Raw genomic sequence first — 20,898 nt, 5'->3', positions numbered from 1 at the left:
GCCAAACCAGCAAATCCTGAAGAAGGAACCGCCGCAAGGCACGCATGGTGACGGTGGCATTCGGGATTGGCGCTTCGAACGATGCCGTCTCAAGATTGCTCCTCCGATAACGTGAGCCGCGCCAGTACACGGTGCCGAACCTCGGGAATTCCTCGCGAGGCCTGCACGGTTCGCCACTGGGCTTCGCGCTCTTCGTTGGTCGCCATACGCAGGATCTCGCGTACGCCACCGCGACGCTGATCTGGCAGAGGATTCGTCACCTCAATGCAATCGAAGATGCCCAACCGCCAGTTCGTCTCCGAGCCGAGATAATGGCAGAACCACCAATCGATACCCCAGCCTATTAACGATCCGTCATAAATGTAGAGAAAATCGCGCAGCTTGTCGGCGCGGAACAGGGGGCACGTCACCTCAATGAATGTCGTCAATCGAACATCGCAGGTCGGATACTGTGAGTGTGTGATGAGGTGCGGAGCTTTTCCATTTTTGTTGAAGGACGGCTGCGCCGCCCACAAATCGAGCCGCTCGCTGATTTCGAATGTTCGAACAATCTGGTCGGAAGACATTATGATATCATCGTCGCAGGCCCAAATGTAACTGTAATTTTCAAACAAATCAGGACGCTTGTCAGCAAGCCATTTGAGATTCTGGAACTTCGATCCTTTGATCCGGATGCAGGCCCTGGAGACTTGCTTCAACTTTTCGAACTCGTCATCGCTGTCACCATAGAAGGCAATGATCAAGTCCGTTGGCACGCTGGTGCCGATTTGCCAATTAGAGACGTGGCTATGATCGCCGGCACTGGTGAAGATACACCAGCGGTTAGCCGGAGGGGACAAGTACGTAGGATGTGAGGCTTTAGGCTCCGCCTTCAGACGCCGACCGGCATGCCAAGCCAGGATCGTGCGTCCTTCGGTGTGTGCCCTGGCCGTTTCGATCAAGTTCCGCCGCCGCGATGCGGCTATGAAGGGGCAAGCTTCGAGCAAGGCGAAAAGGTCAACCATGACCTCTCCCGGAGCTGATACTCCAACGGCAGGGTCGATTCGTGCGCCGTTTCGCGCGTCGAGCGGAGCGTAGTTGGCGTGGCCGATCGAGGCCCAGTAATCATGGAATTTAAAGTCATCGCCTAGCGGGCGGTCGCTTATCTTCATCCAAGTGGCTGGCACGCCGTAGGCGTGGCTGACGATGAGCCCGTGCAGAGAGCTGGATAGGATGCGACGGCAAGAGAGCACAGCATCGATGACTTGCTTGATGCCACCGGTGATGTCGATCAAGCGCACGCTGGTGCCTACTGGAAGACGCGGAAGCGGCTCGGTCCCAGCCTCGCGAAAATGCTGAATGATGCCGATGTCGTAGCGCGGCTCGATCTCTGGACGGTAGAACAGAGGCAGCAGCAGGGCAGGGTCGCCCATTGGTAGTGCCGTGTCGCCCCCAGCCTCTGCGATTCGCCGTGCTGTCAGGGGACCGCGGACCGCGCGGATCCTGTTCACCGACGCACGCAAGGGCAGGCCCGCCTTGATGAAACCGCTGCCCCAGATCAGCGCTTCGGCACCAGCGCCTCCGAGGCCGCTTCCAATCACGAAATGCATCGAGGCGTTGCGGTCAGCATCAGGATGCGACGCGTTGATCGCCGGACGTCCGGAAAGCAGCTCCACGAGAAACGGGTTGAGATTGTCGCCCCAGTTATGACCGCCAGGCGCTGCATCGGGCCAACAGACGACAATCGGAACCCCGCCTCCAGCCGTGGCGGCGGCATGGGCTGCGGCGAATGGATCGAGGTCGGGCTCGGCCTCCGATAGGCGCGTCATCTCGACCGGTGCTACAAAGGCGCGCGGTTGCTCTTCTATCTCCGCCGGCATACGCGGCTTGGGCGTATCCATGTGCCAGCGCAAAAAGCTCTCGGCGTAGGTGGACCGCAGGATGTTGCTGCCGAAGGCGTCGAAGCCGCTCAGGGCGCTGGAAGTAAGCGAGGCAGGATGGCGCAGGCCCACCGTCAGCACATCGGGCGAGGTAACGACCGCATCGCTGCCGTACCGTGCGCGCAAGCGCCATTGGAACTCGGCATCGGCGCTGAATCGGACCGGATCGAAGCCTCCGGCTTCCTCGATGATCTTGCGGGAGAACAGGCTCGACGCCCTATTCTCCATTGGCGGCGTCTCCAATCGGCCGGAGCGGTCGATGCGGACCCAACGCGAATAGACGCACGCGATGCGTGGAGTGGCCTCGATGATGGCCATCGCTCGGCCAAGGCGCTCAGGATGCATCCAGTCGTCGGCATCCAGAAAGGTATAATAGTCGGCGGCTACAAGTTTCAGAGCCGAATTCTTGGAGCGGTAGACCCCAAGGTTTGCTGAATTCTCGATGATCGAAACCCGTGGATCGGCGGCGGCGATTGAGCGTATGATGTCGCCCGTACCGTCTTTTGACCCGTCATCGACAAGAATCAGCCGGAAGGCTTCGTATGTCTGCGCCAGCACACTTGCGACCGCGGAACGCAAGGTATCTGCCGCGTTATAAGCGCATAAGATCACGGCTAGACGCGGGGCGGGCGCGACAGCGGGTGGAGCCGGTGCCTTCTCCCGGCCGAACGAGGTGAGGATATCGCCATCCGCTGTCTTGCAGATGCCCAACTCCGACCGTGAAGCCAGCCGCAGGTATCGATCCATGGCACTCGCCCAGGCGACGCGGTCGCCGACACCGGCTTGGGCGTTGACGAGGGCGTGCAGCGCATTGAGTTCGTCGCCCATTGTGGCTTCCGCGCGGGCCAAGGCCTCGCCCGGGAGACCCGAAGCGACAAGCACGTTGCCGCGCAGGACCGCTCGCCCTTCAAGGCATCGTGCAAGAACGGGATCGGCCTCAATGCGGCGCAGTAGAGCGAGGGCCTCCTGCGGATCGCTCTTGGCGAGGAGTTCGAGATGCAGGACGAAGGCATGGCAATCGTTGGGCCAGCGCCGTTCGGTATCGGCCAGCATTGCGAGCGCCGCCTCCGAACGGCCAGCCTTGAGCTGACAGTGTGCTAGTAGCAGGCGCAGATCAATCTGAGCCGGACCGGAGAGCACGCGCTCGGCCTGTGGAGCCAACGAGGTCAGGATGTCGGCAGCCCTGCCCGGCACGAACGCGGTTAGCAGGGCGCGCGCGTAGTTGCGACCGAGTACGACCTGCACGTCATCGGAAAGGTTCGCCCCCCGGCCGCTCGCCTCCACCGCTTCAGCAAGGCGGATGATGGGGTGAATTTCTTTGCGCGCGTTCAGACTTTCGAGCGCCATGGCCAGGGCGGCTGCGTCGATCCGACCCGTCAGCACTGCCTCGCATGCATCGGAGTCGCTTCGTTCGAGAAAGCGAGCCAGGTCAGACGCTGCAAGCTCCGGCGGCGTAACCAAGCGATTCAACCGACTAGCTCCGGCGCGACGATATTTGCGGCATGATTCGGCGAAGAAGCACGCCGTATCCAATGTCTGGCCGGCTTACCAGCGCGCCGCAAGGACTCTGAGTCCGCTTCATGACCGTTTGTCGACCGGTTGCTTGAGGCGGCAGGCGAGCAGCGTCAGCGTTGAGAGCGGGCGGACGCACCGTCCTGGGCCGGCATGCACGTTTGCGCCTGGCCCTTCCCGGTGCGGCGGCGCGGCGGATCGGCCACGACGGCTGAACCGGACCGGTGCAGCAGGGCGAATGTCTGGTCACCTCGCATTCGCGGGCGGTCCACTATCGCGGCCGGTCGAGCGATACAGCCTGAAATCGTTCGCCTTGAGCAGATTGATGACGCAACGGGCGTCACCGAGGTAGGCGGCGACGGTCAGGTGCCACAGATCGAGGGCCATTCCGGAATCGCACGTGACCGTCTGGGCGGGCTGTGCCAGGTTGCCCTCCGTTGGCCAGGCGGTTCGATGGTGGAGCCATTCCCGGAACGTCGCCTCGTCGCGTTCGGACAGCGTTCTCGCTCGGCGCAGGGTGTGGACAGCCAGCGCGAAGCGCTGCAGCCTCTCCGTGTCGGCAGGGGCGGTATCCCACCTTGGTCCCGTCGGCGCCCGCGCGTCAACGAACCGAGTCTGAAGGAGAGTGACAGCGCGCTCGGCCCCCCGCACAGCGCCCATGAGCGTCGACGCGAGCGTCGAGCTGTCGATGTCGTCGATGGCTTTCTGCGCACGGGTCTGGTCGTCACGGTGCTCCCATGGTTCGCTGCCTTCCTCGCGACGGCCTGACCCCTCGCCCCCTTCAGGAGTCGACGGCTGAAGTCCGGCCTCCCAGTCTTCGCGCAGCAGGCGCTCATCCAAACTGTCGATCATCGAGAGGATGCCGGAGCGCCGCGCGCGACCGCGCAACAGCATCGCCTCTGCCGTCACGCGCTCCTGTTCGGGGTGCCCGGAGAACAGACGTGCGACCCAGCCGGCTTGGGCGAAACGACCGGCATCCAGGGATGGATCGGGCTGTTTCAGCTCCCAGGAATCGATCTTCCAGTAGTCCCATACGCCAGGTACGCCGAGGCGCATTAGAAGCTCGACCTTCGGCCGCGTTCCGTAGCGGAAACGTTCGTCGAAGGTTTCGCGTGCATCGGACCGGAAGAGTACCTGCGGCTCATGCGTGGCCGGGACCACGAAGTCAGGCTCAAGAAGCGCGGCGTTGTCGATAATGCGCGCCATCGGCACGATGAAATAGGGAAGGTCCGGCTGCGCCAGGACATGCTCTCTGAGTTGATCCCAGGCGGAGGCGGTGAAGAAGCAGTTTCCGTCGAAGGGGAGCACCCAGCGTGCTAGGGAGCGTCCGAGGTTTAGCGCATGGTTGCGCGCACCGTTGTTGTTCATAACGTAGAGGTTCTTGAACTCGTAGGTCTTTTCGTTGATCCGCTGTTTCTCCAATTCCGACAGTGCGTCCCAAGCCGGCCCTTCGAGGTATCCTGTCTTGGACATGTGTTCGAAGCTCCACCCGACACGGCGATAGGCGTCGGCGTCGAACGGAATGCGGTTGTAGCGCCGTCCATGCCGTTCGAGCAGGCCGATCAATTCGGCTTCGACGCGCGGGCATACGATGCGGTTGAGGATCCAGACCTTGCTACAGCCAGTGAGCTGCGGCTCATGCTCCAGGATGAAGCGCAGATTTCGTACCGTCTGCCCGCTCTCGTGGCGAGGTGGAAGATCGTTGCCGAGGATGCGTAGCAAGACGAAATCGCTTTGTACGGTCACGTCATAGCCTTCCAATGCGTGCGATACCTCGTGGATCGCCCCTCAATCTATTTCATCAGCACGAAGCAGTATCTTTCCCGACGCCCGTCTCGCTGCGGTGCGGATATCGCACAGGCATGTTGGTGCGGCTCAGTCTGGCGTGCCGATCCGGGAGGGCCGGTTCCCAGTCATGCGTCGCGTGCGGCTCCGACGGGTCGAACGTGGCCGAATATCGGTGCGGCGACCCCTTTGGCCGGGACGCCTCGGAGCACCGGACATCTAGTCTGAGGGTATGTCAGGCCATAGAGCCAGTCGTCGGCATCTTCGCGTACGGCGATCCATGCAGCGGTCTTCATGAAAATTGTCTTTGCCACAGCTCGTCTACGCTGCGAGATATAAGCCATAGCGGCGGTCCCGATACCGGCCTTCGCGACCGAACGCTGATAATCGAGCGCACACAAACAAGCCACAAAAATGAACGAACGCTTCCTTCTCTGGCCGTGCCCAACCTGCTTGTATGAGGCTAGGCACCGTATCAGTCCCGCATGAGGCCACCGGTGTGATCGAGCTCGCCCGAATCGAAATGCATGTGGCTCACAGCTGCAACCTAGCGTGTGAGAGTTGCGCGCACTTCTCCAATCAAGGTCATAAGGGTCTCACCAGCCTTGAAGAGGCAGAAAGATGGATGGCTAGCTGGGCGCCGCGGATCGCGTTGAACGAGTTCTCACTTATGGGCGGCGAGCCCGCCATTCATCCGAATTTCCCCGAGTTCCTTCCGCTGGTTCGGCGGCATTGGCCGGACGCGCGTATTCGTCTAGTCAGCAACGGCTTCCTCCTGGCTCGGCACCCCGACTTGCCCCGTGTCATGGCTGAACTGGGAAACGTACGCCTCTACGTTTCGATCCATCACGATTCGCCCGCCTATACGGAGCGTCTTCGCCCAACGATGGAGATGCTCGACGAATGGCGAGCCAACTACAATATCTGGATCGGTACGTACGCATCTGCGAAAAAATGGACGCGCCGTTATCTGGGCGAAGGCTCGGCCATGCGGCCCTACGCGGACGGGCTGCCGGATCAGAGCTGGGAGAAATGTCCGGCTCGCTTTTGCATGCAACTCTTCGAGGGAGCGCTTTGGAAATGCCCTCCTTTGGCGTACCTGCGGATGCAGCACGAGAAGTATAAGCTCGACGATATCTGGGCGCCTTATCTCGCCTACGAGGCCCTTCAGCCGGACTGTTCCGAAGCGGAGTTGCGAGCGTTCCTCGCACGCAAGGCTGAGAAGGTCTGTGGGATGTGCCCGGCCGAACCTGAGCGCTTCGATTTGCCGATACCAATCCATTCCGAGCGACGGCGTGAAGCATCGTAACCCAATCTGCGGTGTGCACACGGGCTTCCACGCCGGCTCTGTCCATTTCACGGTCCGCAGTCTCGGTGTCCTGATCCTGATCGGCAGTCATTAGCTGCAAAGTAGCAACGCGAAATCTGGGGGGAAGCCGCAAATCCTACTGGCGACGCGCTAGCTAGCCTGCAGCGTGTTCCCCGTCTTCCGAATAAAACGCCCGCACACCGGCCTTCGTACGGATCTGCGTCCTAGCAAAATCCCGCGTTCCGCCGGATGCGTTACGTGCCAACAACCTAGTTGCGCTCAGACACATCTGTCAGTTCGGTTAGGCGCTCAAAGCCGACCGCTATCAATCGTCTATTTGACCTTTTTACGTCTTTCAGACGTAGTCAAAGTTAGCTCGGACTAGTTTAAGTCGCCGAGGTTGATCGGCCGACATTTGAGCCAAGACCAACGGCCTTGCAGAGATACGCCGTGTTGTCGGGAGCGCATAGCCAAGCTTGTCGATATGCTTCTCCTGCCTCCGGTCGCTGTCCAGCTTGAAGGTATGCGGCGCCGAGTAGTGCCCAGGCAAGCTCTCCAAAGAGCCGCAGGTCGTAGGCGACTAAACCGATTTCCAGAGCGCTGGCATCAATACCCACCAGTCGCCGGCCCTTCTGTAACGCGTCTTCTGCATCGCCACGTAAAAGAGAAGAGCGACCTGCGAGATAGAGTGAGCCAAAATCGTCTGGGTCTTCCCGCAGCAGCGCCCCGATCAGGTGAGTGGTGTCCTCGCCCCTTTCAATGAGAAGGCGCGTGAGCGTCTGAGCGAGCTGACGCCGATCCATACGATCCTTGTCGGTACCGACGTCGCGCGTGGCCGCCAAACCCCGTCGACAGATCGTAACAGCTTCGTCGTGGCGTCCATCCAGCGCGAGCATCTCTGCGAGATGATGCCAACAATAGGCGCGGCCAGGGCACGCCTCCACTTCCGTCTCCAGCAACGGAATGTTGCGAACGACCTTGTGGGACTGATCTCCTTCAAAGCCAAAATGATCAATACAGACCGAAGTTACGGGAATCTTTAAGCGATGCTCTTTAGCATACGAGAGGAGATCCGGTACCATCGTCTCATGGATCCGCCCCCGGAAGCGGATAGCCGGGTCCGATCGAAACAAGCGCGGCTCGCGGTAGCAAGAATAGCCGGGACGCGGTCGGAACCGCACATAGCCGCCAGCGTGTTCAGCCAGATTAAGAACCTGCCCGATCCCGGCCCCGCCCGGTACGGACACCCTCTCGTCAGCGTCGATATAGAGAGTCCAAGGAGTCGTGACTCGTTCGAGCGCCTCATTCCGAGCTGCAGCAAAATCGCCGTTCCAAGTGAACGACGACACGGCAGCTCCGGCGGCATGGGCGATATCGATCGTATGATCGGTCGATCCAGTGTCGACAATAACAACTTCATCGACACAGCCTTCCAGGCTGCGAAGGCAACCCGGAAGGAAGCGCTCTTCGTTGAGAACGATGAGCGCGGCCGTAACTGACATCCGTCAGATGTTGCCGATCATGCTGATCGGGCCGGTCTGATCATGCCCCGAGATCGGGAAGGACTTGACGGCAGGAGCCTGGTAACGCGTGCGCGCCATGATGCTCCGAGCCCGATCACTCACCACCCGGCCGCGAGGCGCCGGGGTTGCAACCTGCTCCTGTTTCTCGACAGCGTTCGACTGCATGTGGCGTCTCCCATTCATAGAGAAATTCCTGACGCACCTCGCCCGGTTCGTCAACGCGCATGTGGAAGATCTGCGTGGCAATGAGAGCAGCAGCCGAGATGGGATCCCCCATCGTCAGGCGGAACGCATGAGCGTTCTCGCTCATCGTGCGAAGACCAATAAGCGCCCGCACGTCGGGCCGCTGCGGATGCCGCGTGTTCCGTAGCAGGTGGGCGAACGCCGTCTCGGAACGAAGACTCGTGATCGCCGAGCGACCGCCCTCGTTGCGTTCGACGAACAAGACCACTCCGACCGGCCCCTCCATCACCGACCACTCGACGCCATCCATACGTGGGTCGATCGCGCAGAATGCTGCGTTGGGATTCAAGTCGGCGTCGGCGTGCAGCGTGGGCAGCTCGCCGTGGGCATGCGAGAGACCGACCGCGGCGAGGCGGAAGTGCCTCAAGCGGGGTTTGGCCGGATGGGCCACGACTCCGCCGACGCGCAAGAAGATACGGGCGATCCCCTCGAACGCGGCACCGCGGCGGATCAGGGCGACAGCGAGATCGCTCAGGTCGCCGTCAAACTCCGTGACGAGCAGGCAACGAACCTCACCGATGCGAAGGATGCTCCCATTCAAGGCCGCCGTCGGCCCTTCGTCCGAAGCTGCCAGACGGTAGATCGAGTCATCGAGGGCTCGAGCGAGCGCGCGCGCCGATCCGGTCGCTTGGCGCCCCCAAGAGCAAGTCATCGACAACAATCCGTCGCTGCGCAACTCTACGTCGATGATCTCCGTCCGCTCCGTTGAGGTCGGAAGACGTGGATCGGCATGCAGGAAGGCGAAGCAATCACCCGGCAGGGGGCCGCGCAACAGGAACGTCCGCCTGAGCGTGCGGGCTAAGATCATCCCAGCCGGCGGATCAAATGCTCTGCTTCGAGACTTTCGAGGCACTGCTCCACCTCGTCGAGCGGTGGTGCATCGAGCCCGAAACCGTCGCTCAGTTCCCCCGCAATGTCTGCGAGGCTGCTTCCGCCCTTACAGAGTTCGTAGACGATCGCCGCGGTCGGATTCAGGAAATGCACCCGGTCGCGGAGTTCGTCGTAGAGGACATACCCATCGCCTGCCTCGAAGGTTTCGAGTGCAGATGTATGTTCGAATCGCGTATCGGCAGGCACTGCTTTCTCGACTTTTTCCTCTCAGGGGATCGTCTCACCACAGGGATGCCAGAAGCGCAAGCTGCCGGGCAAGGCGAGCGATCACCGCCGTCCGATCGTACAGCATGCGTGCGATGGTCCGGCCGGACGCTTCGCGCACGCTGCGGCCTTCATGGTCCCGCAGGGCTTCGGCGCAGGCTATCGCAAAGTCGGGCGTGTTACCCGCACTCCAGCCGGCTTCCGCCAAGCTCCTGTTGACGCTTGCCTCATGCGTGACACACGCGACGCCGTGCGCGGCCGCCTCGATGATTTTGGTCCGTGCTCCGCCGCCGAACCGCATCGGAGCGATGGCGACCGTCGCTCGAGCATAGAGTGGGGCGGTGGCCTCGAACCCGCCGACGATCTCGACGCAGGGACGCAGGCCGAGTTGCAAGACGCGGTGCGGCGGTCCGTTTCCCGCGACGACGAGGCGAAAGCCACGCGGCACGCGCAGCCGTGGAGCCACATTCTCGGCGAACCACAGTATCCCGTCGACATTGGCAAGATGACCGAACGCCCCCACGAACAGGAGCGTTCGCCCGTCGTGGCGCCGCTTCGGCGCGCGAGGGATTTCCACGGCATTGTTCACGATGATCGGGTGCAGACCGGGATGGCGCCGCCGGAGCGTAGCCGCGTCGTTCTCGCAGGAGATGAAGGATGCGGACAGACGGCTCTGGTGAAGCGCGATGATCCGGTCCGTGGTGGTGGCGTCCGCCAGCAGCCAGGCGGCGTGCCCACTCTGACGACGTGCGAGCGCGATCCGTGACTGGCTGTGCGCCGAGCCAAATTCGTCCTCGTCGAGGTCGAGTGCAAGGGCCGTCGTATCCCCAACCGCCTGCGCCAGCGGCAGCATGTAGCTGCGCATTACGACGGCCAGATCGAAGGATCGCGTCGAAGCGAGACGGGCGACGAGTTTTCGGGCCTCGTCAGTTAGGCAGCCGCTCAAACTGGGGCGCCCGTAGGCCAGAAGGGCGTCGGCCCTCTCACCGACCGGTATGCGGCTCATCAGGGACAGGGCCCTGCAGGGATAGGCCGGCGCGTCGTGCAGGCGCGTCGTGTCCCGAAAGGCCGGAAGCGGAGCGGAAATCGCCCCTGCGACGGGAACCACGACGACGTCGACATCGGCGAAGGTTTCGGCGGCCTCGACGAAGAGCGAGACTCGCATCGCTAGGCCGTTGCCGCTTCTTGCCGGGCGGATCGGCGCTATCACAAGGACGCGCGGGCGCGGTTTCATACCTAGGTACATGGAACCGGACCGGTGCTTCTCTTCTGTGTCGCCGGTGGACGACCGCCGCCAAATCCCGTCCTTCCGTGTGCGTGCCATCGTCGATGCATCGGGCTCATCGGCGATCTGTATCATCCATCGTCGCCGTCAAAACTATAATTCGACTCTGACCAATTCCATCTTCTGTCGGGCGCCGCCGGGCGGTCGTCGGACCGCGATCCACGCCCCTCGATCAGGACCGACGCCGATGCGTGTTCCTCCGCCCAGCGCCCCCCACCGGCGGACTCGAACCTCGTCGAGTTTTGGAAGCGATCGATCAAGACCAGCGTAACAGGGTTGCTGCCGATGCAATACCAATGGACAAGCCCAGAGGTGCAATCGTCGAAGATGTCGCCGCCCTGAAGTAGGTCGAGTGCGACCGGGGCTTGGCCGGGCGTCATGAGTTCGACCGATCCCACCGCTGAGAGCCGCGCCTCCTCCTTCTGTGCCTCGGGCGAACGCACTGGTGCGTTGAAGACGCGACCGCTCCACGTGCGCCGCAGTGTCGCGAGAGCCACTTCACACGCCTCCTGAAAGCGAAAGCCGGGTACGGCCATCTGGGGATCTCGGTAGCGCCATTTTGCGCCGCATCGATGCTGGAACAGCCGTTCGCCCGCGAAGTCCCGTTGGAACAGACACCATGGCTGGTCGGTGTAGGGTAAGTGTGGAACCAAGTGGTAAGATTGGCCTGTGATGAAAAATCCCATCAGGAACAAATCTTTGTCACCATAGACAATGCGATAATAGTGTTCCCGACGTGTATTAAGAAAAACGATGATCTGCAGGGCGTCCCAAGCGCGGGATTTGTCGATCAACACCTGCCCGCTTTCCACGGCACGCGTCGTACGGGGCGGAAGGCCGCACGCGGCCCAGATCTGGTTTTCGGCCGAGATGGAACAGATGTCGGGCCAGAGCACCGCACCAGCCGCCTCGAATTCCGGCCACGCGAACAGTTCTGCCGGATCCCGTTCCGGCACGATGTCGGCATCGAGCAGCAGGACGCGCGCGAATGAAGAATGGGCTAAGGCGAAGCTCTTCAACTGCCAGCCGTCTTTGATCTGCACTCCTTGAGCTATCATGACGGCTTCCGCATCCACTGGTTCGGCCGAAAGATCGCGTAGTAGCCATTTCATCCGCGCCGACATCTCGCCCGCGCCGATATGCCAGACCTCGATCGGGAGCGCGCAGCGAAGGACGGTCCGCAGGAGGCGGATCAGGACGTATGCATTGGTGAAGACCGAGGCGCCTCCGGCGCAGACGACGATACCGTCGCGCCTGAAACGGCTCTGCTGGTAGGGCTCCAGCCTTTCGCGGTGGGCTGCGAGTTCGGCCGCGAGCGTGGCGGGATCGGTCATGGAGAACATCGCCGGTTGCTCGGAGGACATTGACTCTGGTCGGACCGATCCGGCATCGCATTTGCCGATGGCGAGACCTGCGGGGAAATCGTTACCGATGGACGAACCGTTGCTCGAAGCGCCCGTGGTTATTTTGACGCCGATTAAGGATTGCGCCTCCCACCTACCGGCATACGTCGAGCGTATCGAGGCCTTGCGGTATCCTGTCGAAGCCTTGTCGATCGGCCTCTTGGAGAGCGACAGCACCGATGCGACATGGCCTCTTGCGCAAAGCCTCGTGGAGAGGCTCGAACGGCGGTGCCATCGCGTCAGCCTAGTGAAGCGGGACTTCGGTTTCAACATGCCCGCCCAGGTTCCGCGCTGGATGCCGGCCTATCAGAAAGCCCGTCGCACGACGCTCGCCCGGGCGCGCAACCACCTGCTGTTCTCGGCCCTGCGCGATGAGACGTGGGTTCTGTGGCTCGACGTCGACGTCATCCGTTTCCAGTCGGACCTGATCCAGCAACTGCTGGCCACGGGACGCGAGATCGTTCAGCCGCATTGCGTGACACGCCCCGGCGGCCCGACCTTCGATCGGAACGGCTGGACCCATCACGGCACGCGCTGGCTCGAAAACTATCGCGGACAGTCTTTAGTGCGGCTCGATGCCGTCGGTGGCACCGTCCTGCTCGTCAAAGCGGACCATCACAGGGACGGCCTGATTTTTCCAGCATTCCGCTACGGCGTCTCAAACGAGAACGTTCGCCCCGTCCATTCCTGCTGGGAGCGCGGCGAGATCGAAACGGAAGGGCTGGGGATCATGGCGTCCGACATGGGAATTCAGTGCTGGGGCATGCCGGACCTCGAAGTCATCCATGCACCGGAGTAGACGGGAACACCCGCGACGTTGTTCCGGTGGATAAGCGTTATCAGAATGACCCGCGTAACGCAGCATGACAGCAGCAGCCATCCGCATGCCCTGCAACGAATCCAAGAGCCGATCGATCACATCACCGAGCGCCGCCGGCACATTTTCCATGAACCGATATGAAGCATGCCTAACCTGCTTGGGCTGATCTTATGTCCTTTCCATCGAGCGATGCGATGCATGCTTTTTCACAGAAAATCAAAGAACGTCTATTAAGTTTCTTGTGGACAATGGCGCCGGAGCGCTTGAAGGATTGGAAGAGACAAATCGACGCCGTGAGGCTCCGCTATCGGACTAGGCTGAACCGCGAGCTGAACCTTTTTAGGCCGGTGCGATTTAGCGAGAAGATGCAGTGGAGAAAATTATTTATTGAATCTGCGCTGTTTACGCAGCTGTCGGATAAAATTTCCGTGCGGCATTACATTGCCTCGCGCGGCCTTTCATCCTTGCTAATTCCACAGCTGTGGATTGGTGAGGACCCAAAAGATATTCCTTTTGATGAGCTTCCTCGGCCCTATATCATCAAGAGCTCGCATGGCTTCGGTCATACGGTGATTGTAGCGCAAGACCAAATCGTTGATCGAAATCAAGTCATAAACAAAGTTAGGAAGTGGCTGGCCCATTGCCACGGTACCGTTGCACGGGAGCCGGGATATCTCGACGTTCCCCGCCGAATTGTCATCGAGCCGCTCTTGGTCTCCTCCACAGGTCAGCCGCCACCGGAACTCAAGGTTTTTGTCTTCGACGGAACGGCCAGATACGCTCAGTACGTCGAATTGGGGCTTGATCGCAACCAATTGTTTGGATTCGTTGATCGAAATTGGCAACGGTATTCATGGCGCGGTCGATACAACCTCTCCTCACTTCCCGAAAAACCTTTGTGTTTCGATCTGGCGTTGGCGGCCGCCGAGAAATTGGGTGCCGAATTGGACCACTGTCGTGTTGATTTTTACCTTGTGGACGAATGTGTGTATATTGGTGAAATAACTTTGTATTCATACAGCGGAATGGTTACTTTGCAGCCCGACGATACGGATCTCGTGATGGGATCCTATTGGAATATACGTTGGCCAAGGACCAGAGCGTGGCTGGCAATCGCGACGCGTCGCTGGGGGCAGCCCCACCGTCGGATGTAAGTCGGCGTCGAAGTAGGCCTGACGCGTGACTATGTTCCTGTCACTGTGATTGATGCTCAATAGCCTGGGATTTGAGGTGGCGATGTGCGCTGATCGCGACACGACAGCAAAGCAGAGTTCTTCTATCTTATGAGGCCGTTGACGGCGGAAGCGCTCGGTGACGGCCGGCTTGTGCGGGTAGCGCTCCGCTCTGGATACAGGAACTGGCGTCGGATGGCGCTGTATCGGCCCTGTGTCTGGACCCATGACCAACCCTCACATCATCGTCGCCGGTACGCGCCGGAACCTGTCGCCCGAGGCGAAGCGGGCCATCCTGGCCGAGGCGGACGATCCCGCCACGACCGCCTCGGCGGTGGCGCGTCGACATGGCCTGCATTCCAGCCTACTGTTCCACTGGCGGCGCGCTGTGCTGGCCTAGCAGCAAGCCCGGACGGCCTTCGTCCCACTCGCCCTGCCGCCTCCCGCCGCTGCGGCTATCGAGAGGCCGGCCGGGTCGGGCATCATCGTGATCGAGCTGGCCGGCGGTCACCGGCTGCGGGCCGAGGCGGGTGCGGGCCTGACGCTGCTGCAGGGCGTGATCGCGGCGCTGCTCCACCGATGATCCCGGTCCCGTCCGGCTCGCGCGTCTGGCTGGCCACCGGACACACCGACATGCGCAAGGGCTTCGATGGTCTGGCCGCCCTCGTGCAGGACCATCTCTCCCGCGATCCGTTCTCGGGGCAGGCCTTCGTGTTCCGCGGGCGGTAGGGGCACCTGATCAAGGGCTATGGTGGGACGGCCAGGGCCTGGGCCTGTTCGCCAAGCGCCTGGAGAAGGGCCGCTTCGTCTGGCCGGCCACCGCCGGGACCGCGGCGGCGTTGACGCCGGCCCAACTCGCCATGCTGCTGGAGGGCATCGACTGGCGCGCGCCGCTGCGCACCGACCGGCCGAGGATCGCGGGCTGAGGCAGACCACCGAGGCGGCCGTATGCGGGACCGAGGTTGTGGGGAGCCCCCTCGGCCAGGCTCAAGCTGTTGGCGTGACTCTCGATCCTGCCCTGCTGCCCGACGACGTCGACGCACTCGAGCGTCTGATCGTCGGCATGGCGCGCGAGGCGGTCCAGGCCGACACCCTGGTCGAGAAGCTGTGCTTCGAACTCGACCGGCTGAAGCGGGCGCGGTTCGGCGCCTCCTCCGAGGAGATCGGCTAGCGGGTCGAGCAACTCGAACTGCTCATCGAGGCGCTGAAGACCGACGCGGCCGAACGCTTGGCCCCCGCGTCGGCCGTCGCCGAGGCGGTAGAGACCGCCCGCCTCAGGCCGGCCCGGCGGAGCTTGCCCGAGCACCTGCCGCGCAAGAGCGTGGTTCATGCCGCCCCCTTGCACCTGCCCCGCCTGCGGCGGGGGCTTACTCCGGATCGGCGAGGATGTGACCGAGAGTCCCGATTACGTGCCGGGCCGGTTCAAGATCGTGCGCCACATGCGCGAGGCGTTCGCCCGCCGTGCCTGTGAGCAGGTGGTGCAGGCGCCCGCACCCCACCACGCCGTTCCCCGCGGACGGGTCGGACCGGGGCTGCTCGCCCACATCGCTGTAGAGAAGTTCGACGATCACCTGCCGCTCTACCGTCAAGCCGAGATCTATGCCCGTGACGGCGTGGACCTGGCCACTTCGACGCTCTCCGGCTGGCTCGGCGCCACCGCGGCCACCTTTGAGGCCGCTGGTCGATCTGCTGCGCCGGGAGGTGATCGCCGGCTCGGCCGTCCTGCACGGCGATGATACGCCGATCCCGGTGCTGGCGCCGGGCAGCGGCACGACCCGGACCAGCCGGCTCTGGACCAATGTGCGCGACGAGCGCCCCCGCGGTGGCGCCCGTGCGTCGGCGGCCGTGCTCTTCGCTTCGCCCGACCGCCGGGGCGAGCGCCCGTTCGCCCATCTGGCGGGCCTCTCCGGTGTGCTCGTGGCTGACGGCTATGCCGGCTTCAATGAGCTCTACGAGGAAGCCCGCCCAGATGGTGCGCTCACGGAGGCAGCCTGCTGGGCACACGTGCGCCGCGGGATCTTCGACGTGCATGCCGCGACCGGCTCGGTGCTGGCCGCAGAAGCGCTGGTGCGGATCGGCACGCTCTACGGGATCGAGCGTGAGCTGCACGGCAAGACGCCCGACGCCCGCACCCGTGAACGGCAGGCCCGCGCGAAGCCGCTGGGGGCGACGCTGAAGGTGTGGGCGGAAAGCAACCTGACCCAGTTGCCCGGGCGGTCTGAACTGGCCAAGGCGCTACGCACCATGATGGCGCGCTGGCCAGCACTGACCCGCGCCTTCGACGGGCGCATCGCGCTCGACAACAACGCGGCCGAGCGTACGCTGCGCGGCGTGGCGGTCGGGCGCAAGAACGACCTGTTCGCCGGTTACGACCTCGGGGCCGAGCGCACGGCCGCCTTCTACATCCTGATCGAGACGGCCAAGCTGAACCGGCTCGATCCCGAGGCTTACTGCGCGACGTGCTCACACGCATCAGCCGGTTGGGATCGATCGTGGTGGCGCGCACCGCCGTGCGGATGGATGGCGGCCGTCGATTTGCGCACGGCATCGAGGACGGCGGCGCTGGCGTTCTCCATCAGGTGCCAGCGGTCGGCGACCTGGGTCGCCACGGGCAACGCCCGCGTCGCAGCCTCGCCGTAGCAACCGCCGCGATCAAGGGCGAGGACGGCGATCTTGGGATGGGCGGAGAGCCATGCCTCGACGGTGCCGCTCTCGCGATCCGACAAGAGGGCAAGCTCGCGCCGCTGCTGCAGATCGCAGATCAGCGTGCCGTAGCGGCGCCCGCGGCGGAACGCCCAACCGTCGATGCCGATCACGTTGAGGGGTTCCCTCGGCCTCAGGGCCCGGCGGCGCACGGTCCGCAACATCGTGTCCTGATCCGACGCACCGGAAACGGCGGACGCTGACCGTGTTGACGACGCGCCGGCCGGCGACTGACAGATCCGACAGGGTGCGAGTGTAGCGGCTGTGCATCCGAGACGAGATGCCCTCACACCTCGGACACCGGGCTGAGGCGGCTTTCGGCTGAGCGGTGATGGTCAGGCACGCTCCAACCTTGATGTGATCGATGACGAGATCTGGAGGAACGATCGAACCAACACGAAGGCTATGAGGCATGGCAGGATCTCCGACGGCTGAATCCGAGATCCATCAACCCGCCTGCACCAAAAGTGAGTTATAGCTAATTTTAGACGCAGATCAGGGGTTGATATTCCACGCTGTTCGACAGCCTATGGCAGTCGTCATGCAGCATCACCCCAGCCATTATGTGCTTATTATCGCAGATATATTGCATTGTTTCTCAAGTAGCACGATTCGCTTTGATAAGATATAGTTATATAACGACCGTCTTAGGATGCAGCCTGTCTTGCACATATCGGCGCATATCCGGGTCGTATCCTATTCGCTTTTTCATAGATTGATGCATGTGATAGATTTCGTTCCCTTGAGGGTCCTTTTGAAGTACCATGACTCTATCGAATATAAAACTTGCGAAGTATCTACTAAATTCATGGTCCCCAAGGCGACCATCTGATAGGCGGGAAAGCAGATGGTCGAGGTTTATCCTAAATGAAGGAATATCGCACCCAGCCATTGCGGCGAACATGCGGCCGAGCAAATAGGGCTCAGAACGACATAGACAAATCCCGAACGTCCAGTGATATCCGTGATCGAAAAGATAATGCACCGACGCCCACAAATCATACGATATGGCCATCAGACCGCTGTCTTCGGCGAAATTTTCTATATCTTGGAGCTTGCTACGGATGTGACCCATATTAACATTTTCGCTGAGAAGAGGCCGAATGTCATCCGCGTCGATGTTCCAGAACCAGCGCGATTTAGTCTGTGCAAACGGTGTTAAATTTGCTATACTTTCCCAACCCAACAGATTCAAGGGGCGACGCGATTGCAAAAATAAAGTATGCGCCTCGTTAAACCCGTCTCGAATGCTGTGGCTGGCGCTGGGGCTATATTGACTGTAGTGATCTTTGAGATTGAGACCGGTATCGTCGAGGACCACGATCCTGTAGCGGTCCGGATCATTGAAGCACTCCATCCAGAATGATACGAACGGATGGATATCGAATGGTCGCTTGACGCATTTCAAGAAAACGTCGATCCGGCCATCGGATCGATATACGGGCTCTTCGGACGGAAACGGACGCACCGACGGCGCAACTACGCTGTCGGTTACAGCCTGTTCGGGACGCAGCGCTCTCAAGGATTCGGCCCAACCCGGCCGGTTGCGGGCGCGGATACCAACATGAGATGTGATACGGCGAAAGCCGGCTGTCGTGCAGGCCGTGACTTGCTCGAACCGCCGAGCGTAGTGAAGGGCGGCTTCCATCGCATCGCGATGGACCGCAGAGGCGATTGCATAGTCCAAGATCGCCGCTTTGGATGTAATCGAGAGCCGCTCCACTGTCAGGTCGAGAAAGGCAATTGCGCAGGCGTCGCGCCCCAGCACGAGAAGATGCCGCAGCGCGCCGAGCACGGCCGCATCGAGGTAAAATCCGTCAGCTTCAAGAGCATCGGCTAGAGGCTTTGCAAAACTACTATCTAGACGACCGCAGTGTTCCGCAGCTCCTATTACCGCCTGGGTTACAACGCTGTGATGCCATACACCGCGCTCATACAAATCAACACTCTGTAAACTAAGCTTATTTGGATCTAATTGGAGTAGTTTTAGAACTTTCCTTCCAATTTTGACTGTTTTTTCGGCGTCTATATAGCTAAGATTCGTGATTTTTTTTAGCCTCTGTAACGTCAAGGAGGCGTCTTCGAACTGTCCTTGATTGCAGGAAACGGTTAGGAATGTTTCCAAGACGGATAAATCGGATGATATAAGCGCCAAGGGCCTTAGAAGGGCATGGCCATCTTTTGCATTGAGAGCACGTGACAGAATGTTTGCGAGAAAATCCTGGGTCATCGGGGTGCCTGACAGTGTTATAGTACGTTCGCGCGTCTAGAGTTGGCGAGCCGAAACGCCCTAAATTAGATCGTAAACAACTGCCTCTCTGGGTAGGTCAGCACGTAGAGTCTTCAAGATAAAACAGACCTAGCGCGTAAGCAGCGATGACGGAATCATAATCATCGACAGCAAATCCACTCAAAGATAGCCAGATTAGCGCATGAATGGTTCTGATTGCGGCCAAGTCATCACCTAAATGGCGTTCGATGACGGGTTTTAGATGCTTCCATCCATGGTTGTCGATGGCAATTTTGATGGAATTTCCATTAATATGCAAGTCAAACCGCTTTGAATTGAAGTTATCAAAGCCGCCGACGACGGAGTAGTAAAGTTTCGCCCAATCGTAGCGTGGATCACCGTACAGAGATAGATCTCCAAAGCGACCGCGTGGGTCAATGAACCAAGGGTTGCCGATCAAATCAATCAGGATGTTCGAGAAAGTTGGATCCCCGTGGATCGGCGTGAATGGTTTGACTCCGAGCGTATCGACTTGTTCGTGGTACCACGCGACGTTGCGGGGATGGAGAATATTGCGGCAGCTGCGGCCATTGACGTGCAGCACTTCGCGATCCGTCAAGTTCGGCGCAAGCTTCCGGACTGCCTCCAGGCGTATCAAAGGCTTCTCGCGATACATTTGCTGGGTAGATGTCACTGATCCGGGATGGGCGCCGCGGCGATGCAGGTCGGACAACGCCTCGACGATGTCACCCAGGACGCGTGCCTGGCTAGCAGGATCGAGCGCAAGATCGAAGGGATGAGAGCCAGGCATGCGTGCTAGCGTCAACGGGACTTCGGTGAGAAGCGTAGGAATATTTGAAAATCCTAGTTCGGCTACGGATTTGTACCAAGATATCTCATCATCGATGAGATGAGAGAAGTGCGGATCCCGCGCGTACTTTCTGACAGTGCTTTGATGAATTTCTACGACGTTAAAATAGCGGGCCGAACTTGAACTTCGTACTTGTGCTGCCAGTGACGCGACCGTGCCGATCTCGGCTGCATTGTCTATCATTACCGGATCGAGGGGGACGTTGCTCTCGGCTAGCCACTCAACGAATTCGCCTGCGTCTGGGCAGCCCGCTAGAAGGCGGCGGTCCGGTATGCCGAATAGACCCATGACGCCGAACTTATCGGAGGTTATTTCAGCGAGTCCCGCCTCGGTGGACCACGACCACCGACAAGAGAACGACGATGTCAAGCCGAGGCGTAAACAATCGCCGATGATGGTATCGGGTAGGTCTCCCAACCGTAAATCGCCCCACACTAACATGAACGGCTCGTTGTCGGAAGGGAGTAACGCGGCAGCGCTCTTCAATCCTGCCAGAGTACCTTTCTCGCTCGCCCGCACGGTCATGACCTGTACGTGGGGCGGGAAAAGCGCAATGTATCGCTCGAATACATCGGCTAAATGATCTATAATAACGACAAAGATAGCATCGGGAAACCGATCGAATAGGGAGTAGATGATTGGTCGACCGTTTACCGATAGTAGGCATTTTGGCTTGTTTCGCGTATGGCGGCCCAGACGTGTTCCGAGGCCACCGGCTTGTACAATTACATATCTAACATCAGCAAGTTTGAAAATTTTAGGATTTCGGCTATCTATTGGCATGTGCAGCGAAAACCCTACTTAAGTTCGCATTCGATGCATCCAGAATGCAATGCGGGCGATGCGCGCCAGCAAGCGTGTAGCTCCGTCAAGCCTACGAGCATTTTTCAATGTGCCAGATATCTATTCCTCCCCGCCAAGCTGGTGGGTTACTTCTGGGGGCGATGGACGTGGGTTAATCGCGTCGGGCAGCCGGATCAAGCCTGGAACCACACCAAGGCATGTGTCGGGGACCGCCCCACCACGAT

The 20,898-nt window shown here is 60.6% G+C and carries 17 protein-coding genes and 3 pseudogenes; 10 read left to right on the top strand and 10 right to left on the bottom strand.

Translation table 11 applies throughout. The annotated features are described in order from the left end of the window. Positions 1–89: 89 nt before the first annotated feature. Together AAHG03_RS20605 and AAHG03_RS20600 are read right to left on the bottom strand one after the other, a co-directional pair. Positions 90–3,389 carry a glycosyltransferase gene (locus AAHG03_RS20605; protein ID WP_342152846.1) on the bottom strand — a complete coding sequence of 1,100 codons (3,300 nt, stop codon included), beginning with the start codon at positions 3,387–3,389 and terminating at the stop codon, positions 90–92. Positions 3,390–3,677: 288 nt separating this feature from the next. Further along, a complete protein-coding gene (locus AAHG03_RS20600) occupies positions 3,678–5,192 on the bottom strand; it encodes a hypothetical protein (protein WP_342152845.1) in 1,515 nt (504 codons plus the stop codon). Positions 5,193–5,673: 481 nt separating this feature from the next. Here AAHG03_RS20600 and AAHG03_RS20595 point away from each other — a divergent pair, with 481 nt between their 5' ends. Next, positions 5,674–6,525, top strand: a complete 852-nt coding sequence (locus AAHG03_RS20595; protein WP_342152844.1) for a radical SAM protein — start codon at positions 5,674–5,676, stop codon at positions 6,523–6,525. Positions 6,526–6,911: 386 nt separating this feature from the next. Here the strand turns inward: AAHG03_RS20595 and AAHG03_RS20590 are convergent, their stop codons facing one another. The 5 genes from AAHG03_RS20590 to AAHG03_RS20570 form a co-directional block, all read right to left on the bottom strand. Next, positions 6,912–8,027 (bottom strand): glycosyltransferase, encoded by a 1,116-nt coding sequence (locus AAHG03_RS20590; protein WP_342152843.1) that lies wholly within the window; start codon positions 8,025–8,027, stop codon positions 6,912–6,914. A gap of 115 nt (positions 8,028–8,142) precedes the next feature. After that, positions 8,143–9,063 carry a hypothetical protein gene (locus AAHG03_RS20585; RefSeq protein ID WP_342152842.1) on the bottom strand — a complete coding sequence of 307 codons (921 nt, stop codon included), beginning with the start codon at positions 9,061–9,063 and terminating at the stop codon, positions 8,143–8,145. 32 nt (positions 9,064–9,095) lie between these two features. Beyond that, positions 9,096–9,368, bottom strand: a complete 273-nt coding sequence (locus AAHG03_RS20580; RefSeq protein WP_342152841.1) for a PqqD family protein — start codon at positions 9,366–9,368, stop codon at positions 9,096–9,098. Positions 9,369–9,402: 34 nt separating this feature from the next. After that, positions 9,403–10,746: a glycosyltransferase family 4 protein gene (locus AAHG03_RS20575; RefSeq protein WP_342152840.1), complete on the bottom strand. Its 1,344-nt coding sequence runs from the start codon at positions 10,744–10,746 to the stop codon at positions 9,403–9,405. Next, complete coding sequence (locus AAHG03_RS20570) at positions 10,743–12,005, bottom strand: alpha-mannosyltransferase (protein WP_342152839.1); 1,263 nt, start codon at positions 12,003–12,005, stop codon at positions 10,743–10,745. Before AAHG03_RS20570 ends, AAHG03_RS20575 begins: the two co-directional genes overlap by 4 nt. Before the next feature lie 97 nt (positions 12,006–12,102). Between AAHG03_RS20570 and AAHG03_RS20565 the strand changes: the two genes are divergently transcribed. From AAHG03_RS20565 to tnpC, 9 genes and pseudogenes are all read left to right on the top strand, one after another. Beyond that, positions 12,103–12,873 carry a glycosyltransferase family protein gene (locus AAHG03_RS20565; RefSeq protein ID WP_342152838.1) on the top strand — a complete coding sequence of 257 codons (771 nt, stop codon included), beginning with the start codon at positions 12,103–12,105 and terminating at the stop codon, positions 12,871–12,873. 215 nt (positions 12,874–13,088) lie between these two features. After that, positions 13,089–14,048 (top strand): ATP-grasp fold amidoligase family protein, encoded by a 960-nt coding sequence (locus AAHG03_RS20560; protein WP_342152837.1) that lies wholly within the window; start codon positions 13,089–13,091, stop codon positions 14,046–14,048. Positions 14,049–14,292: 244 nt separating this feature from the next. Continuing rightward, positions 14,293–14,466 carry a transposase gene (locus AAHG03_RS20555; RefSeq protein WP_342152836.1) on the top strand — a complete coding sequence of 58 codons (174 nt, stop codon included), beginning with the start codon at positions 14,293–14,295 and terminating at the stop codon, positions 14,464–14,466. Positions 14,467–14,645: 179 nt separating this feature from the next. Continuing rightward, positions 14,646–14,795: an IS66 family insertion sequence element accessory protein TnpB gene (gene tnpB / locus AAHG03_RS27125; protein ID WP_412759774.1), complete on the top strand. Its 150-nt coding sequence runs from the start codon at positions 14,646–14,648 to the stop codon at positions 14,793–14,795. Positions 14,796–14,833: 38 nt separating this feature from the next. Next, entirely contained in the window at positions 14,834–14,992 is a 159-nt protein-coding gene (tnpB, locus tag AAHG03_RS27120; RefSeq protein WP_412759777.1) for an IS66 family insertion sequence element accessory protein TnpB, read from the top strand. A 74-nt stretch (positions 14,993–15,066) separates the two neighbouring features. Next, positions 15,067–15,237, top strand: coding sequence for a hypothetical protein (locus AAHG03_RS20545; protein WP_342152834.1), 171 nt, complete (start codon positions 15,067–15,069; stop codon positions 15,235–15,237). A gap of 18 nt (positions 15,238–15,255) precedes the next feature. Further along, positions 15,256–15,378: pseudogene (locus tag AAHG03_RS27115) on the top strand (hypothetical protein); the annotation flags it as partial. Positions 15,379–15,394: 16 nt separating this feature from the next. Continuing rightward, entirely contained in the window at positions 15,395–15,802 is a 408-nt protein-coding gene (locus AAHG03_RS20540; RefSeq protein ID WP_342152832.1) for an IS66 family transposase, read from the top strand. Then, positions 15,768–16,466 (top strand): annotated as a pseudogene (gene tnpC / locus AAHG03_RS20535) (IS66 family transposase); the annotation flags it as partial. The gene AAHG03_RS20540 and the pseudogene tnpC, both read left to right, overlap by 35 nt. Here the strand turns inward: tnpC and AAHG03_RS20530 are convergent. From AAHG03_RS20530 to AAHG03_RS20520, 3 genes and pseudogenes are all read right to left on the bottom strand, one after another. Beyond that, positions 16,405–17,183, bottom strand: a pseudogene (locus AAHG03_RS20530) (transposase); the annotation flags it as partial. The pseudogenes tnpC and AAHG03_RS20530 overlap by 62 nt on opposite strands. Positions 17,184–17,400: 217 nt before the next feature. Continuing rightward, a complete protein-coding gene (locus AAHG03_RS20525; RefSeq protein ID WP_342152831.1) occupies positions 17,401–18,999 on the bottom strand; it encodes a hypothetical protein in 1,599 nt (532 codons plus the stop codon). 97 nt (positions 19,000–19,096) lie between these two features. Beyond that, positions 19,097–20,653 (bottom strand): phosphotransferase, encoded by a 1,557-nt coding sequence (locus AAHG03_RS20520; protein WP_342152830.1) that lies wholly within the window; start codon positions 20,651–20,653, stop codon positions 19,097–19,099. Positions 20,654–20,898: the final 245 nt, after the last annotated feature.

Origin of the sequence: Methylorubrum subtropicum (genome assembly GCF_038442325.1) — a bacterium.
Taxonomy (GTDB): domain Bacteria; phylum Pseudomonadota; class Alphaproteobacteria; order Rhizobiales; family Beijerinckiaceae; genus Methylobacterium; species Methylobacterium subtropicum.
The sequence above is the reverse complement of the archived record's forward strand: the minus strand, read 5'-3'. Positions and strand labels throughout refer to the sequence as shown.